The following is a 17,699-nucleotide window of genomic DNA, read 5'->3' on the forward strand; positions in this document are numbered from 1 at the left end:
CTGACCGGTCGTGTTTATCAGGGTCGTGCGAAACTCAACATGCCGGTGAAAGTCCTGCGCGAAGATGGCACGGTTGAAACCGGCCGCCTGTCCAAACTGATGGGCTTCCGCGGTCTGGAACGTGTCCCACAGGACGAAGCCGTTGCTGGTGACATCATCGCGATTGCCGGTCTGACCGAAGCAACCGTGGCCGACACCATCTGTTCGACCGAAGTCACCAAGTCCATCGAAAGCCAGCCGATCGATCCGCCGACCCTGGCGATGACCTTCTCGGTCAACAACTCGCCGCTGGCCGGCCAGGAAGGTGACAAGGTTACCTCGCGCATGATCCGTGCGCGTCTGGAACGCGAAGCAGAAGGCAACATCGCGATCAAGATTGGCGAAACCGCCGACAAGGATGCGTTCGAAGTTGCCGGTCGTGGTGAATTGCAGCTTGGCGTTCTGGTGGAAACCATGCGCCGCGAAGGCTTCGAGCTTTCCATCTCGCGTCCGCGCGTTCTGTTCCAGGAAATCGACGGCGTCCTGTCCGAGCCGTTCGAAGAAGTCCAGGTTGACGTCGACGAGGAATATTCCGGCGTCGTGGTCGAGAAAATGAGCCTGCGCAAGGCTGAAATGACCGACATGCGCTCAAGCGGTGGCGGCAAGACCCGTATCATCTTCATCGCGCCGTCGCGCGGCCTGATCGGTTATCACGGTGAATTCCTGACCGATACCCGCGGTACCGGCGTTATGAACCGCGTGTTCCATTCCTATGGCCCGGTAAAGGGTTCCATTGCGGGTCGTCGTAACGGTGCGCTGATTTCCAACGATCAGGGCGATGCGGTTGCCTATGCGCTGTTTAACCTTGAAGATCGCGGCATCATGTTCATCGAGCCGGGCGAGCGTGTCTATCAGGGCATGATCGTTGGCGAACATAACCGTGACAACGATCTCGAGATCAACGTGCTCAAGGGCAAGAAGCTGACCAACGTCCGCGCATCGGGCAAGGATGACGCCATCCTGCTGACCCCGCCGCGCCGCATGTCGCTTGAAGAAGCCCTGTCCTATATTCAGGACGACGAACTGGTCGAAGTGACCCCGCAAAGTGTGCGTATCCGCAAGCAGCACCTTGACCCGAACGTTCGTAAGCGCGAAAGCCGCAAAAAAGAAGGCTAAGCCTTTCTTTCAAAACCAGATGCAAAAAGGGCCGGTCCAAAAGGATCGGCCTTTTTTCTTGTCTATCCGTTCAACGGGCATCCGCCTTTGGTTTCGGCTTTCATTAACCTGTTTGGCCTAGCTTCGTGCCAGCGTATTTCAACTCGGGGGAAATCAATGAACAGCATGGAAAAGCGAAGCTGGGGCGAGGCCTTTGGCGCCTTTATTCATCCGCGCGTGATTACGATGCTGTTTTTGGGATTGTCGGCGGGCATTCCCATCCTTTTGATTTTCTCGACCCTGTCGATCTGGCTGCGCGAAGCTGGCGTCGATCGCTCTACGGTGACCTATTTCAGTTGGGCCGCCCTTGGCTATTCCTTCAAGTTTGTCTGGGCGCCGCTGATTGACCGGCTGCCCTTCCCGGTCCTGCACAGCCTTATGGGGCGCAGGCGTTCATGGCTGATCATTTCCCAGATCGCGATTATCGCCGCCATCCTGTGGATGGGTCTGACCGACCCGGCGCAAAACCTGACCATGATGGCCTTTGCCGCCGTTGCTCTTGGTTTTGCCTCTGCCACACAGGATATCGTCATTGACGCCTACCGGATCGAGGCCGCAGATACCGACCTGCAGGCAATGATGAGTTCGGCCTATATTGGCGGATATCGCATCGGCATGATCGTTGCCGGTGCCGGGGCACTCACCATTGCTGGCCTGTTTGAGGCCGAAGGCGTCTATCAGCACTTTGCTTGGACCATGGCCTATGGCTGCATGGCGCTTGCCATGTGTATCGGGGTGATCACCACCCTCCTCGTCAGTGAACCCAGGTCGGTAAAGCTCGACAGCAAATATTTCCACGAAACATCTGACTATGTCCGGTTTCTTGCGATGTTTGCGCTTACCGTGATCGCCTTCATCCTTGCCAATGTCTATGCGGGGAACATCACTGATCCGCTCAAAACGGCCCTGACCGACAACGGAATGATCCGCGAACTGGCCGGCTTTATCGCAGGAACCCTCAAACTCGCGGTTTCGGTAGTATTTGCAGTCTTTGTCGCCTGGCTCACCACGCGGGTTGGCCTGACCCCGACCGGCATGGTTCAGGAAACCTATATTTCGCCGGTGAAGGACTTCATTGATCGCTATGGCAAGGCCGCCATCGTCATTCTGGCCCTGATCGGGATGTATCGCATTGCCGACATCGTCATGGGCGTGATGGCCAACGTGTTTTACACCGACCTTGGTTTCTCCAAGGAAGAAATCGCCGCCGTTTCCAAGACATTTGGCCTGTTCATGACCATTGGCGGCAGTTTCCTGGGCGGGGTGCTGTCGGTTCGCTATGGCGTGGTACGGATCCTGTTTCTTGGCGCCCTGTTATCGGCAATCACCAATATCCTGTTTGCCTTCATGGCGCAGCTTGGCCCCGACACCACAATGTTTGTCGTGGTGATCATGGCCGACAACATGTCGGGTGGTTTGGCAACAGCCGCCTTTATTGCCTATCTGTCGGGCCTGACCAATATCTCGTTCACCGCCATGCAATACGCGATCTTCAGTTCGATCATGACCCTGTTTCCCAAAATCCTTGCCGGGTTCTCGGGCACGGTGGTCGATATGGTCGGCTATAGCTGGTTCTTTATCGGCACGGCCGTGATCGGCATTCCGGTGCTTTACCTTGTTGTCCTTGCCGGGCGCCTGACCAAGGTCAAGGAAGCAGAGGACGCCAGACAGGCCGGATTCTGAGCCGCGAGGATGCCTGTAACCTGTAGCTGGTCAGAAACATCAATGACCCAAAACAAAACCGGACGCCTGATATGGCGTCCGGTTTTTTTTAAATCTTGTATCTGTTACGGGGACTACCCGCCGCTCACTGACCGTTTCACGCGGCCTGTTCGGCCTCGTCCTGGGTCAGCAGTGCATAGATCGCGTCGGCTGAGCCAGCCCCGCGCAGCTTGTCACACATGCCCTGGTTACGCAGCAGGCGGGAAATCCGCGCCAGTGCTTTCAGGTGATCGGCCCCGGCTTCTTCAGGTGCAATCAGCATGCAGAACAGGTCGACCGGATGTTCATCCACGGCATCAAACTCAATCGGATTGCCTGCACGGGCAAAGACCATATGCAGACGGTCCAGATCATTGAGCTTGCCATGTGGAATCGCCACACCGCCACCAACGCCTGTGCTGCCAAGCTTTTCACGGTCAAGCAGGACAGAGAAAATCTCGCTCGCAGGGCGTCCGGTAACTTCGGCAGCCTTTTCGGCAAGTTCCTCAAGCACAGCCTTCTTCGCGCCGGAACGCAGTGCCGGGATAACTCCGGACGGAGTAAGAATCGATGATATGTCCATTTTTCGCGTTGCGTTGTTTGGCTCGGAATCTATGTCAGTCACCCGCCGCTCGCCTCGCTATCGTTTGGATCCAGCCATCCGATATTACCGTCCGAGCGACGATAGACAACATTCAGTCCGCCATGTTTGCCATTCCGGAACATAAGTGCCGGAATGTCCCCCAAGTCGAGCCGCATGACAGCTTCCCCAACGGAAAGCGTATCGATGCGATCGGGTGTCTCGGCCACAATCACCGGTTCATAGCCGTTTACGTGATTGTCATCCGTTTGATCTTCATCTTCCTGTTCGATCACATAATGGATCGCTTCCAGGCGAGCCTCCTCATAGTGGTCCCGGGTTGCGTGATGATCACGCAGGCGTCGTTTATAACGCCGCAACTGTTTTGCCACTCTGTCACAGGCGGCATCAAATGCGGGATAAACCTCATTTGCTGATGCTTTTGCCTGAATCATCATGCCTTTGCCGACATGGACCGATATCTGCGCGTGAAAGAGATGTGCCTGTTTGGTGACGGTCACCGTGGCTTCGATCGCGTGATCGAAATATTTCTCTACTGCAGGGTCCAAGGTCTCGACGACGTGTTGGCGAAACGCTTCGCCTACGTCAAGTTGCTTACCGATAACCGTAATTTGCATGGATCGCCTATCCCCGGTTGAGTGACTTACCAGTACATTTGAATGTTCGGTGCCCCTCAGTCAGGTGGGCGCACCATATTCCCTCGTCATTACCAAGTCAAGATATGGGTATGTTCCCTTGAGTTACAGCACCTTAAGGTACATTTTTTCGATAAAATCGTGCTAGGACGCACGTGATTTTTTCTCGCGCCGACGCTGGACTGACGAAGGAATGCGCATTGCTTCCCTGTATTTTGCCACTGTTCGGCGCGCAATGTCGATTCCTTCCTTGCCCAGAAGCTCAACCAGTTTGTCATCAGACAAAATCTTCTTGGGTTCTTCGTTGTCGATCAATGACTTGATCCGATGGCGCACGGCCTCTGATGAATAGGCGTCACCACCGTCAGAAGACGAGATGGCTGTGGTAAAGAAGTATTTCAGTTCGAACATCCCGCGCGGGGTCGACATGAACTTGCCATTGGTCACGCGGGAAACCGTACTTTCATGCATGCCGATCGCCTCGGCAATGTCGCGCAGAATAAGCGGGCGCAGATGCCCGACCCCGTGGGTAAAGAATCCGTCCTGCTGGCGCACGATCTCGCTGGCGACCTTCATGATGGTGGTTGCACGCTGATGCAACGCCTTGACCAGCCAGTTGGCACTCTGCAGTTTTTCACTCATGAAGCCGCGTTCTTCGCGGTCACGCAGCCCGGATCCGATTTGGGCGACATAGTCCTCATTGACCAGAACCCGTGGCAGGGCCTCGGAATTCAGTTCCAGATGCCAGTTGCCATTCCCCGCCGAACGCATCAGAACATCCGGGATCACGGGGGTTGCGATTTCGCCATCAGCGGTTTTACCCGGTCGCGGATCCAGGGTTTTGATCTCGTCGATCATGTCGTAAAGGTCATCCGAATCGACCCCGCAGACACGCCGCAAACGATCAAAATCACGCTTGGCCAGCAATTCCAGATTGGCCAGAAGGGCGGCCATCGCCGGATCAAAGCGGTTGAGCTCCCGCAACTGCAGTTCCAGACATTCCGCCAGATCACGGGCAAAAATGCCGACCGGATCAAAGCCCTGCATGATTTTCAGAACGCGCTCGACATCGGTCAAATCGCATTCAAGTGCCTCGGAAACTTCATCAAGCGCGCCGCTGATATAGCCATTCTCATCAAGCATATCGATCAGATAGCTTCCAATCATGCGCGACGTGGCATCGGCAAAGGCAATGTTGAGCTGATCATCAAGTGACTGGCGCAGTGTCGCCTCGTCCGCAAGGGTCTGTTCCAGCCCCGGCAGGTCATCGCCACCCGCTGCCGAACCGCCGACACCGCCACCTGTCCCGCCGCCATAGGGCGCGGAATAATCGTGGCTGCCCGAAACCGGTTCGCCATTGCGGGTGATTTCGCCCTCGCCGCCATAAAGCGCGTCACTTGAAACATCAAGCGGGCCATCATCGCTGCCCATGGATTCACTCGATGTCAGACGATCCGTGCCAAACTGGTCATCGCGATCTGCGAAATTGTCGTTGGATCGGCTATCAAGCCCTTCATCGCCATTACCCACCGCACCGTCGCCGGCCTCGGCATAGGTTTGGCCGGGATCGGCCCGCTCGAGCAGCGGGTTTTCCATCAGTTCACTGTCGATGAAATTGGAAAGCTCAATATTATTGAATTGCAGCAGTTTGATAGCCTGCTGCAGCTGGGGAGTCATGACAAGTGACTGGGACTGGCGTAGATCCAGACGCGCCTTCAGGGCCATTTATGCACTACCCCGTGTCAATCCGAACTCTCCCCCCAAGACTTCATTGACGGTTGGCGGCGTTATCAAAGGCTGAAACGATCGCCCAGATAAACCCTGCGTACATCGTCATTTCGAACGATTTCCTCAGGTCCACCTTCCATCAAAACCCGACCATCATGCAAGATATATGCCCGGTCGATAATGTCTAGAGTCTCGCGCACATTGTGGTCAGTAATCAAGACCCCAATGCCACGATCTTTCAGATGACGTACAAGATCGCGAATATCACCCACTGCAATCGGGTCAATCCCGGCAAGTGGTTCATCAAGCAGAACAAAATTCGGATGGGCCGCAAGCGCACGCGCAATCTCGCAACGGCGGCGTTCCCCGCCCGAAAGGGCAAGTGCGGGTGTGCGGCGCAAATGTTCGATCGCAAATTCTGCCAGAAGGTCTTCAAGGGATTGTTCGCGCTTAAGGCGGTCATCCTCGACCACTTCAAGAACAGCCATGATATTCTGTTCGACAGTCATACCGCGAAAGATCGAGGCTTCCTGTGGCAAATAGCCGATTCCCATGCGTGCGCGCTGATACATCGGCATCATGGTGATGTCGCGCCCATCAAGGGAAATCGTGCCGCGATCTGCGGCAATAAGGCCGGTAATGATATAGAAACTGGTGGTTTTGCCAGCACCGTTCGGGCCCAGAAGGCCAACCGCCTCACCGCGCTGTACTGACACCGAGACATCTTTGAGCACCGGACGCTTCTTGAAGCTTTTGCCAAGATTATGCGCCACAAGACCCTTGTTCGTGCTGATCAGGCGCGGACCGGTTGCCCCGCCGTCTGTTGGCTGTGCGCTGCCAGATGCAGCTGTCGCCTTGGCGTTGTCGGATTTTACGCTTTTGCGCGACCAGAACAAATGACCGACCTTTCTCAGTTACCGGTCCCGGCATCGGCCGGGCTGTTGTTTTCGTCTTTTTGCGGAACCAGAAGGCCCCGAACACGGGTTTTGCCATCACCACTACCGTCAGCCGTCAGACGACTGACCCCGGTATTCAGGTCTACAACGGCACGATCCCCGTTCAACTGGTTTTCCCCGCGGGTGATCTTAACCGATCCAATAAGGGTCGCGATACCTGTTTTCGCATCATAAACACCCTGATCGCCGACAACAAACTCTGTCGCTGTGCGAATATTCACATTGCCCTGGCCATCGATGCGGCGCAATTCGTTGGCCCCGCCCTCGCCGGCTTCAAAGCGCGCGGTCAACACATCCCCGCGCAGCGTGCGATCTTCAGCCACGGCAACCGCGTCACCGCGTGCCACCGCCACACGCTCTGTTTCCCAATATTCAAGGCTGTCGCGTGCGGTCAGGGTTTCAGTGGGGGTGGTGTATTTAAGGTTATCCCCGGTCAGCACGACCACGGCCTCGTCAATGTCATAAACGGCGCGATCGCCAATGGCGACGTCGGTATCGGATGAAAGCTTCACATTGCCGGTCGCGATGATGCGGTAAATCTCGCTATTGCCGTCGCGGTCGCGATAAAGTGCCTGGAGCTCGTCGGCATCAACACGCGATCCGCCACGTTTGGCCACCGCATTGCCACGCGCGATCAGAACCTGCTCGTTGCGGCGCCATTCGATGCCGTTATCAGACTCGACTTCAAGCCCGCCACTGCCATTTTGTGCCAAACCCAACGGATTGGCCGCAGCATCCTTGACCGTGCTGGACAGGCCGATCACGGTCGCACCCAGCATAAGCCCCCCCAGCACAAGGGGTGTCAGAACCGTTCCAGTCTTGCGGGCGAGATGCGGCATCGCAATCATGACTTCCCTCTCATTGCTCCGTCGAATTCATTGCACTGTCGAAAATCACCAGACGGGATTTCCCCAAAAAGCGGATCACCGCCCCCTTGTCTTCAAGCTCAAACCCGGAATCGGATGCAATGGTGCCAAACGGCCCCTGCCCGTCAACCGGCACATCGCCGCTGGCACTGCCGGAATTCATGGCAATTTCAGCTTCTTCCGTATGAATTTCAAAGCCCTGATCGTGGTACATGTTCACCGTGCCCACCAGATCAAGCATCCCGTCAGCTTCGGTATAGAACCCTTCATTGGCGGTCATTGCGATCCACGATCCGTCATTAAGCGTGATATCGGCCTGCGGCGCCGACAGATAGATATGGTCAGGTCGCGTTTCGGTTTCCGCTGTTTCAACGGCCTCACTGGCCGTGACGGTAAAGGGCTGTCGATTGCCATCCACGCCAAAGAAGCGGGGTTTGCTCATCGCAACATTTTCCATCAGATCTTCGGGCGAGGTTGAAAAGCCCAGCCGAAAGCCGCTTTCCTGCACCTGTTCGATCTGCGGCCACAGCACCACAAGTGCAAGGATCGTCATCGCGATCAGCGGCAGGACGAATTTCAGCATATTGACGATGACACGGCGGAACGGATTGATCCGCACATTACGCCGCGCCGAGGGCATGCGATCACGCGAAAAGCCGCGTGCGTGGCGTTGCTCACGTGCTTCGGCCTTCTGGCTTTCGTCGTGATCCTCGACCTGTGGCGTGCCCTCTGTGCTCATGCGTCAGGCCACTCCGACACGCAAAAGATCATGGATATGAACCAGTCCGACCGGCACACCAGCTTCATCAAGGACAAACAATGACGTGATTGAACGATCATTCATGATGGCAAGGGCCTCCACCGCCAGCGCATCGGCACTGGTTACTTTCGGCCCGGCGGTCATGACATCACCGACTTTCATCGCGACCAGATTATCGGCCATGTGACGGCGCAAATCGCCATCGGTCACGATCCCGGCCAGGGCCCCGGCATCATCGACCACGCCAACACAGCCAAACGAATGGCTGGTCATGGTCACAAGTGCCTCGGCCATCAGCGCATCCGGTTTGATCAATGGCAGGGTATCGGCCCCATGCATGACATCCCCGACATGGAGCAACCGCTGACCCAGCTTGCCACCGGGGTGGAAGGTTCGGAAATCATCAGATGAAAAACCGCGCCGCTCCATCAATGTCACGGCCAGTGCATCGGCAAAGGCCAGCATCGCCGTGGTTGATGTCGTCGGCGCCTGCTTGTTCGGGCAGGCTTCCGGACTTGCCGGCAGAACCAGCGGGCAATCGGACTGCTTGGCAAGCGAGCTTTCCGGTTTGCGCGTCATGCCGATCAGCGGCACGTTAAAACGCCGGGTGAAGGCAATAATATCGGACAGTTCCGGTGTTTCACCGGAATTGGACAGGGCCAGCACCGCATCATCCTTGCCAATCATGCCCAGATCCCCGTGGCTGGCCTCGGCGGGATGCACGAAAAAGGACGGGGTACCGGTCGAGGCAAAGGTCGCAGCGATTTTCTTGGCAATATGGCCGCTTTTGCCCATGCCAGTCACAACCAGACGGCCTTTCAGGCCTTCAATCAGGTTGATGGCATCGCAGAACGCACCATTTAGCGACTCTGCAAGTTCGCGCAGCGCATTGGCTTCGATACCAAGAACACGGCGCGCAATGGCAAGATCGGCATCAGATGCCGGTGCCGGCAGGTTGGAGGACTCTTTGGACACGTCTGGGGTCACTGTCATTGTTTCTTGTTAGCGTTTTCCGCCCGGAGATAGCCTGTATTGCCCATCTTGCAAGATCATTGGGCCGAAACTATGAACCCGGTTGGCGTGGGGGTCAATTCCCTAGCACAGGCAATACAGGATCAATCTTCACAGGCGGTTAACCGGCCTTATGCCGACCTCAGGAATGGGCAAAGATATCGGTTTCTTCCCAGCCCGCCAGATCAAGCGTCGCGCGCATCGGCAGGAAGTCAAAACAGGCCTGCGCCATCTCCATCCGGCCTTCCCGGACCAGACGACGATCAAGCTCTTCTTTTGCCTTGTGCAGATACAGCACATCGGATGCGGCATAATCGATCTGTTCCTTGGAAAGCTCGGCCGCACCCCAGTCGGAGCTCTGCTGCTGCTTGGAAATCTCGACCCCGACGGTCTCGCGCAGCACATCCTTCAGACCATGACGGTCGGTATAGGTGCGCACCAGTTTGGACGCGATCTTGGTGCAATAGACCGGCGCACAGCGCACACCGAGATATTTGTCCATCACGGCGATGTCAAAACGCCCGAAATGAAACAGCTTCAGAACCGACGGATCGGCCAGAAGCTTTTTCAGGTTCGGCGCGCTGTAATCTTCCCCATCAAACTTGACCAGATGGGCGTTGCCGTCCCCGCTTGAAAGCTGCACGACACACAAACGGTCGCGGTGCGGGTTAAGGCCCATGGTCTCACTGTCAATGGCCACAACCTTTCCAAGGTCAAGGTCATCAGGCAGATCTCCGAGATGGAGGAAATTGGTCATCGCGGTTCTCCAAATGTCAGAATTTGCCTGTTCTTAACACAGCAAACAGCGCATCGCACCGCAAAAGTCGTGGTGTTTGTGGGGTTTTTCTTGTGTTTCACCTCACCTCCAAACCAAAATGAAGCAAGGCATTGGTGCATTTGCCAAACTTGGAGACTATTACGATGGATTGGGGTGAAGACGTCAATATTGAGGAATTACCGAATTCCGAGCTTCAACGCGCCGAAATGCTCCAACATATGATTATTTCACTCTCAGAAAACGGAAATTTCGACGAAGCTATTTACCGAGAACTTCGCAGTTATTTCATTTCTTCGTCCGTGAATGAATTACTTCCATCCTTTATAAGAACTTGCAGGGATTCAGGAGCACTTTGGGGGTACCTGAAGAAAATCGCCCATGGCAGCGGCTCATGGCAAATTAGACGTGAGCATGTTTATGAATCGTTCCAGAAAATACTTAATCATCTGGAAAACAGAACCAACACTCCAAGCGACGAGATTACTCAATCAACCCTCCAAGCTTTGGGTTCCGAAGATGTACGACGGATATGGGAAAAAGCACTTAAACGTCGTAAGGACGATCCTGAAGGTGCGATTACTATCGCAAGGACCCTGTTGGAGAGTGTTTGCAAACTGATTCTCGATGCTGAAGGCATTCAGCACAAAGACGACGATCTCCCAAAGCTATACAGCAAGACGTCCGAGATACTGAAGCTGGCACCATCTCAACACGAAGAACGAACATTTAAAGCGATCTTGGGAGGTTGCCACACAGTGGTTCAAAACTTGGGCACGCTGAGAAACAAGATCGGAGATGCTCACGGCCAAGGAAAGATACCAGTCCGACCCGCACCAAGACATGCAGCACTCGCTGTAAACTTGGCTGGAACTATGGCCACATTCCTAGCCGACACTTACCAGAACAATTCAGAGTAAAATTCCGCCCAAAACGACAATACCCCAGCACATCAACGATGTGCTGGGGTATGGTGCCCAGGAGAAGATTGAACAAAAATCACCTGAGAACCGCAGAAAACCTATGGATATTTCCTCACAAATTTAGATTTGTTTACCAGTAGTGTTACCGATGAGCAAACGAAGAATCGAAGTCCCCCTCATCGGTTCCCAGCTATTTATCATATCAGTTCACGGTCATGTGATGGCAGAGGGACGCCATAAGACTCTGATTCAGGGTTTGGGATGATAGGATTTGTGCTTCTAGCTCATCACACAAAGTCATGAGTTGATTGACTTTGGCGACGATGCGTTTTTGTTCTCCCTTGGGAGGCACGGTTACGATTATCGGATATACTTTTTTTCCAGATATAACTGGTTGGGCCGTCGCAGAATCTCTTTCCTTTAAGTTTGTGGTCCTCAACAACCAATACAAAAACTCAATGTCGAAACAGTATTCGGAAAACGTGGTGATAAAGGCATTATCTGTGACCCACGCTTGCGCGGGAGTAATATGTACACTGCCACAATAGAATCCTACTCTGCCAATAACTAAAGTAGGTTCAATGACGTTTGATGAAGAATGGTACCCTGTGATGCCATTCCCGCCAAAAACAGGAATTGAACCAAGCTCCATATTAGCTTTTGTCAGACCATCCCCTGATCTAATCGAAATAAGATTTCCCAATTCAGTGCGCGCCCAGCCTCTAGGTAATTGCGCGTCAACTTGTTGATTTGACGATTGGTATTTGTTTTTGGCGCATATACCTTCAGCTTTAACCTTCTCCAACAAAACACTAGCTGGCTCATCATTCGGGTCCTGCTCAACCAGTTTTCCCTGCACAGCCAATTGAAGAATTGTTGCCCTCAGATTTTTGACCGTTTCGAGGTCATCAAACCATTTGCCAAAATTGTTCTCAGCAATAGACCAATTGGATTTGATTTCATCTTTGTCACTGGCTTCGGATAGATGATGAAGGGTGGAGGCAACACAGTCACGTTTAAGGGTGACATTGGTTTCTTGAGATGCTTCCAGCTCATCACACAAAGCCATCAATTCATCGACCTTGGCAACGATGCGTTTTTGTTCGGCAAGGGGGGGGAGAGGAAAGGGAGAAGCAAAGAACTTTGAATCGTTAATTGCAGGGTATGCCATTCCCATCATTTGACTTTCGACGTGCCCAACAAAATCAGGGCTTCTGAGATAATGTTTGATGAAAGTTGCATCTATGCCTGAAAAAGGCGCGATTACTGCAAAGGCTGTGCTTGCTATAGGTTTTGGAGAATATTCCTGTTCAATCACAGCAATGTTTTTCAGATAGGGGCGAACGGTCGAATATATAACGGTTCCAGGTTTGACCAGCTTTCTTGCTCGAGACGGAGCATCTTCAGGAGTAATAAGAGGAACATTACTGCCAACTTTACCCAGAACATTGTCGATAACGCTGACATCAATATACAAAAAATCTTGAGACGGTTTTTCTTGGCCCCATTCGTGACCAGTTTCTGCCATAGAAATCCATTTCCAGCTTTTTGGAATTAGAAATAGTGGTGAAATCTCTTTAGGCTTTTGGCGAGATTTTTTAAATACACCTTTGGCAATCAGATTTTTCTTTTCAGCCTCAATTTTCTCCAAAAGCACACTAGCAGGCTCATCATCTGAGTCTTGCCCTACCAATTTCCCTTGAACAGCCAACTGCAAAATCAAGTCTCTGAGCTTCTTAACCCCATCGGGTCCTTGGGCGAGGTGGCCGAACTCGGTTAGAAAGATTTCTTTATCCATAGTTATTCTCCCGCCAAACGATTTAAGGCTTCAGCGAGAATGGATTTCAGCTTGTCCTGAGTTGCTGTCATGTCCTGCTGGTTCTTGTTGAACTTTTCCAACAGTTCGGCAGGGTCCATATGCGTGACATCTTGAATGTTGGGGTTCTTGATGTCCAAATTGAAGTTGTTCGCTTTGATGTCTTCAAATGACACCTTCCAAGCGTGGTCGTTTTCTTCCCTGTTATCCCACCAAGCCTTTTCAGGTTCGAACTCTTCAATCTTCATGGGCTTGGTTTTTGAATAGCTTTTGTAGCCTTCGGGGTACGGATGCTCATAAAACCAAACGTCTTTTGTCGGTTCGCCCTTGGTGAAGAACAATAGGTTGGTTTTGATGCCCGTATATGGATTGAAAACACCGTTCGGCAATCGGACAATGGTGTGCAGATTGCATTCCGTCAGGAGCTTTTCTTTGATGCGGGTTTTGATGCCCTCGCCAAAGAGAGTGCCATCAGGCAAAACAACGCCAGCCCGGCCACCATCTTTCAGAAGATGGATAATCAGCACAAGGAAGAGGTCTGCCGTTTCACGGGTTCGGAAGCTGGCGGGGAAATTATTTTCAATGCCGTCTTCTTCCATACCTCCAAAAGGCGGGTTGGTCAGGATCACTTGAACCCTGTCAGACTCTGAGTAATCCACCAAAGGACGGGACAAGGTGTTGCTGTGTCGAATGTTGGTGGGAACATCAATGCCATGCAGAACCATGTTGGTAACGGCAAGCAAGTGGGGGAGAGACTTTTTCTCAACGCCAAAGATAGACTTTTGCAAAGTTTCTCTGTCTTCGGCACTTTTCTCGTACTGAGCGCGTTTGTGGTCAATGGTGCAGGCTAAGAAACCACCTGTTCCACAGGCAGGGTCAAAGACCTTTTCATCCAACTTCGGGTCAAGAATATCCACCATGAATTGGGTGACGGCCCGTGGCGTGTAGAACTCACCTGCGTTTCCGGCACTTTGAAGGTCTTTGAGGATTTGTTCGTAAATGTCGCCAAAGGTATGGCGGTCATCACTTGCGTTAAAATCAATCTCGTTGATTTTGTTGATGACCTGGCGCATCAGGGTGCCAGACTTCATATAGTTGTAGGCATCCTCAAACACGTTTTTGATGACAGTGGCACGTTGCCCTTCTGCACCCGTTGACGGCAGTTCTTTCAGTTTGGGGAAAAGCTCGTTGTTGACAAAATCAAGCAAGGCATCGCCTGTAATGCCCTCAGCATCCTTCGCCCAATTACACCAGCGCAGGTTTTCTGGCATGGGGGAAGTGAAGTCATCATCAAGGAGCTCAAGCTCCTCTTCACGGTCATCAAGGATTTTCAGAAAGAACATCCAGACGAGCTGGCTAATCCTTTGAGCGTCACCATCCACACCAACGTCTTTTCTCATTATGTCTTGGATGGATTTGATGATGCCCGATACGTTACTCATGCAGGTTGGTCCTGTTTAAAAAGCTCGGTTTCAAGGTCATTGATGGCTTTGCCATACTGAGCCTTACCGCCGAAAATAGATTTAATGATTTCAGTGGGGGTACCGATTTGCGGGAAGGGGGCCATCATGAGGATTTTGTTGTCCTCCAATGTCGTCAAACCTTCATCGGCATATTTATCAAGTAGGGCTTCTAAAACTGCTCTGGCTTTGTCCTCGTACTTGGCAAAATAGTTTCGTTTTTTGACTTTCTCGGCACGTTCCTTCCGAGTCAGTGGGGGCTGTCCGTAAGCGACATGGCAGATCAAGTCAAAGGTGCTGTAAGACTCGCCATTGGGAACGGTTTCGCGCAAGACGTTGACGGGAACACCCTGTTCCTCAAGTTCCTTGATGATAGCGGTCTTCTTGTCTGCTTCGTTCCAGCGACGCAAAAAGGCATCCAAGGTTTCAAACTCCTTGGTGATGCTCTTGCGGGAATAGTCCTTCAAGGATTCCGTTATCAGATTGCCGTCGGCATCGAGATATTGAACCCGCTTTGAAAGGACATCCACTTCAACATCATTGATGTAGTATTTCTGCTGGCCTTCGTTGTCTTCGTGGTTGTCCCATGTGACATCCGGGGGGATTTCCTGCCCACTATCATCTACATTGTCTGGCGTTTCACCATCGTCAGGGACAACATTAGCATCTGGTTCTGGGGTATAGACTTGAACGGGTTGCCCATCAAAATCAGGGTCCGCAAAAAGCTCAGTGGCTTTTTTGAAATCCATGATGGTGAAAAACTTTTTACCGTGCTCTTCGTTGACCCGCGTGCCACGACCTATGATTTGCTTGAACTCGGTCATGGATTGGATGCGTTGGTCCAAGACAATCAATTTACAGGTTTTGGCATCCACCCCAGTGGTCATCAGTTTTGAGGTGGTAGCAATAACGGGGTATCTGGATTCAGGATTGATAAAATTGTCCAGCTCGGCTTTGCCTTCAGGATTGTCACCTGTAATCCGCATGACGTAACGGTGGTTTTCTGCCATGCGCTCCGGGTTGGCGTTGGCAATTGCTTGTCTCATGCGCTCGGCATGGTCGATATCTTCACAGAATATGATGGTCTTGTCATAGGGGTTTGTTTCCGTGAGGAACTCCGTCACCTTTTGAGCAACCTTTTCTGTGCGCTTTTCAAGAACAAGGGTTCTATCAAAGTCCTTGGTGTTATAGATGCGGTCTTCAATCAGATTGCCGAACTTGTCCGTCTTGCCCTTTTCAGGGCGATAGCCCTCTAGGTCCTTATCAAAATCAATGCGAATGACCTTGTAAGGCGCAAGGAAGCCATCGCTGATGCCTTGTTTCAGGGAATAGCTGTAAACGGGTTCGCCAAAGTAGGCGATGTTGGAAACGTCATTTGTTTCCTTTGGCGTTGCCGTCAAACCGATATGGGTCGCGCTTGAGAAGTAATCGAGGATTCTTCGCCATGCCGAGGCTTCGGATGCACTTCCACGATGGCACTCGTCAATGACAATCAAATCAAAGAAGTCCGGGGAGAACTGCTTGTATATGTTTTGCTCTTCTTCGGTCCCTGTGACTGCCTGATACAGAGACAGATAGATTTCATAGGACTTGTCTACTGTCCGATTATGAATCTTCGTCATCTTGTCGCCAAAAGGGGCGAAGTCCTGTTGTTTGGTTTGGTCAACAAGGATGTTTCTATCGGCAAGGAAAAGGATGCGTTTCTTTTGTTTGGCTTTCCACAAACGCCAGATGATTTGGAATGCCGTGTAGGTTTTGCCCGTTCCCGTCGCCATAACCAGAAGAATCTTGTTTTGCCCCTTGGCAATGGCTTCGATGGTTCTGTTGATGGCTATGGATTGGTAATAGCGGGGAGCACGACCACTGCCATCATCATAGTAATCTTGGGAGACAATTTCTGCGGCAGTGTCGGAAAGACCCTTCATGGCTTTGAACTTCTGCCAAAGCACATCAGGGGATGGGAACTCATCTAGGGTGAGTTCGGTTTCCAGCTTCTCCGAGGTTCCCGATTTGTCGTGAAACAAGAATCCCTTACCGTTGGATGAGAAGATAAACGGAATGTCCAGCATATCCGAATATTCAAGGGCTTGTTGCATTCCTGAGCCAACAGTGTGGGAATCGTCTTTGGCTTCGACAATAGCTAGGGGAATGTTCGGCTTGTGATAAAGGATATAGTCAGCACGCTTGGTTTTGCCTCGTGCCGTCATCTTACCACGCACAATGATGCGTCCGGCGGTGAAGGTAACTTCTTCCCGCATTTGGCTGTTAATATCCCAGCCTGATTTCATGATTGCCGGTGTGATGAGTTTGGTCTTCACATCGGCTTCAGACTTCTTCATAGCCAATGCTCCCCCGAACGTCTTTTCACCTCACAAATATGCTATGCTGAACAATATCTGCATTGTCATTTTAAGCAATAGGTTGCGGGAAAAAACACCATCATAGCGAGTTTCCGATGGTCGCAACTCTCGCATTTAGCTGGAGGCAAACAGATATTCATAGAATCAGTGGGCTATGACGGTCATAGGCCCATTTGTTATTTCTTTTGAAGACGTTCCAACAAACGCTTGACCTGCACAGCCTGCCAATCACCACCGCGCGGTGTGCTAATTCCTGCTGCATTCAAAGACGCGGCAATATCACGAAGGGTTGCCCCTTGTTCCCTGAGCGGTTTCACAATGCCTTCTAGCTTGTGCGCCCTACTATCAGCTTGTGCCTTGAGAGCCTCATTGCGCTTCATGGTCTTGTCTCTGAGTCCACCTAGCTTTTGACCACGCAGCTTGGCTTGCTTCAAAGCCGCCTTTGTCCGTTGCGATATGAAGTCACGTTCTTGCTCCGCCAATGCTGCATAGATATGAAGCTGGAACTTGTCAGCCGAAGGCATTGAAGCCACCCGGAAATCCAGCCTCTTGTCTTCCATGAGCTGCGATATAAAGGAGACCTTACGGCTCAGGCGGTCGAGCTTTGCAACCAGAAGAACGGCTTTGTCACGTTTGGCATGGTCAATTGCTTTGGTCAGTTCTGGACGGTCATCATCCTTGCCGGATTGCACATCAACGTATTCTGCAATGACCTCGAACGGTTCAGGGCTGTATGTCTCAAGATACAGGGCCAAGTCCCTCGCCTGAGCCTCAAGACCCAATCCACTTCGCCCTTGGTCTGTTGTACTTACCCGCTTGTAGATGACGTAACGTTCCATAAGCCTGCCCTTGCTAACTGGTTTGTAATTGCCAGTTAAATCGGTTTGTTACAAATGTCAACGTTCGTTGTGGT

At 52.3% G+C, this 17,699-nt stretch carries 15 protein-coding genes; 3 read left to right on the forward strand and 12 right to left on the reverse strand.

The annotated features are described in order from the left end of the window. The coding region (locus B2R48_RS08580) for an EF-Tu/IF-2/RF-3 family GTPase (RefSeq protein WP_296999392.1) at nt 1-1,155 on the forward strand (1,155 nt) is incomplete at its 5' end. A 156-nt stretch (nt 1,156-1,311) separates the two neighbouring features. Beyond that, nucleotides 1,312-2,877 (forward strand): AmpG family muropeptide MFS transporter, encoded by a 1,566-nt coding sequence (locus B2R48_RS08585; RefSeq protein WP_296999393.1) that lies wholly within the window; start codon nt 1,312-1,314, stop codon nt 2,875-2,877. Nucleotides 2,878-3,013: 136 nt separating this feature from the next. On the opposite strand, the gene ptsN is transcribed toward B2R48_RS08585, so the two are convergent. The 8 genes from ptsN to B2R48_RS08625 form a co-directional block, all read right to left on the reverse strand. Continuing rightward, nucleotides 3,014-3,478 (reverse strand): PTS IIA-like nitrogen regulatory protein PtsN, encoded by a 465-nt coding sequence (ptsN, locus tag B2R48_RS08590; protein WP_062957008.1) that lies wholly within the window; start codon nt 3,476-3,478, stop codon nt 3,014-3,016. A gap of 38 nt (nt 3,479-3,516) precedes the next feature. Beyond that, nucleotides 3,517-4,113: a ribosome hibernation-promoting factor, HPF/YfiA family gene (gene hpf, locus B2R48_RS08595; protein ID WP_062957009.1), complete on the reverse strand. Its 597-nt coding sequence runs from the start codon at nt 4,111-4,113 to the stop codon at nt 3,517-3,519. A gap of 162 nt (nt 4,114-4,275) precedes the next feature. Continuing rightward, on the reverse strand, nt 4,276-5,856 hold the full coding sequence (gene rpoN, locus B2R48_RS08600) for an RNA polymerase factor sigma-54 (RefSeq protein ID WP_062957010.1): 1,581 nt from the start codon (nt 5,854-5,856) through the stop codon (nt 4,276-4,278). A 65-nt stretch (nt 5,857-5,921) separates the two neighbouring features. Continuing rightward, entirely contained in the window at nt 5,922-6,755 is an 834-nt protein-coding gene (gene lptB / locus B2R48_RS08605) for an LPS export ABC transporter ATP-binding protein (RefSeq protein WP_213474920.1), read from the reverse strand. 14 nt (nt 6,756-6,769) lie between these two features. After that, nucleotides 6,770-7,663 (reverse strand): LptA/OstA family protein, encoded by an 894-nt coding sequence (locus B2R48_RS08610; protein ID WP_296999394.1) that lies wholly within the window; start codon nt 7,661-7,663, stop codon nt 6,770-6,772. Nucleotides 7,664-7,673: 10 nt separating this feature from the next. Further along, complete coding sequence (gene lptC, locus B2R48_RS08615; protein WP_213474916.1) at nt 7,674-8,420, reverse strand: LPS export ABC transporter periplasmic protein LptC; 747 nt, start codon at nt 8,418-8,420, stop codon at nt 7,674-7,676. Nucleotides 8,421-8,423: 3 nt separating this feature from the next. After that, nucleotides 8,424-9,434 carry a KpsF/GutQ family sugar-phosphate isomerase gene (locus tag B2R48_RS08620; protein WP_296999395.1) on the reverse strand — a complete coding sequence of 337 codons (1,011 nt, stop codon included), beginning with the start codon at nt 9,432-9,434 and terminating at the stop codon, nt 8,424-8,426. 160 nt (nt 9,435-9,594) lie between these two features. Then, complete coding sequence (locus B2R48_RS08625; RefSeq protein WP_213474912.1) at nt 9,595-10,209, reverse strand: ribonuclease D; 615 nt, start codon at nt 10,207-10,209, stop codon at nt 9,595-9,597. 164 nt (nt 10,210-10,373) lie between these two features. Here B2R48_RS08625 and B2R48_RS08630 point away from each other — a divergent pair, with 164 nt between their 5' ends. Further along, a complete protein-coding gene (locus B2R48_RS08630; RefSeq protein ID WP_296999396.1) occupies nt 10,374-11,147 on the forward strand; it encodes an abortive infection family protein in 774 nt (257 codons plus the stop codon). A gap of 205 nt (nt 11,148-11,352) precedes the next feature. On the opposite strand, the gene B2R48_RS08635 is transcribed toward B2R48_RS08630, so the two are convergent. The 4 genes from B2R48_RS08635 to B2R48_RS08650 all read right to left on the reverse strand — a co-directional run bounded on the left by B2R48_RS08635 (nt 11,353) and on the right by B2R48_RS08650 (nt 17,625). Beyond that, on the reverse strand, nt 11,353-12,948 hold the full coding sequence (locus B2R48_RS08635) for a restriction endonuclease subunit S (protein WP_062957016.1): 1,596 nt from the start codon (nt 12,946-12,948) through the stop codon (nt 11,353-11,355). Nucleotides 12,949-12,950: 2 nt separating this feature from the next. Next, a complete protein-coding gene (locus B2R48_RS08640) occupies nt 12,951-14,408 on the reverse strand; it encodes an HsdM family class I SAM-dependent methyltransferase (protein ID WP_062957017.1) in 1,458 nt (485 codons plus the stop codon). Next, nucleotides 14,405-16,765, reverse strand: a complete 2,361-nt coding sequence (gene hsdR, locus B2R48_RS08645) for an EcoAI/FtnUII family type I restriction enzme subunit R (protein WP_062957018.1) — start codon at nt 16,763-16,765, stop codon at nt 14,405-14,407. Before hsdR ends, B2R48_RS08640 begins: the two co-directional genes overlap by 4 nt. A gap of 197 nt (nt 16,766-16,962) precedes the next feature. Beyond that, the gene (locus tag B2R48_RS08650) at nt 16,963-17,625 is read right to left on the reverse strand and encodes a recombinase family protein (protein ID WP_062957019.1); all 663 of its coding nucleotides are present in this window, start codon (nt 17,623-17,625) and stop codon (nt 16,963-16,965) included. Nucleotides 17,626-17,699 lie beyond the last annotated feature (74 nt).

The organism is Thalassospira sp. UBA848, from assembly GCF_002295455.1.
In the GTDB taxonomy this organism is placed as follows: domain Bacteria; phylum Pseudomonadota; class Alphaproteobacteria; order Rhodospirillales; family Thalassospiraceae; genus Thalassospira.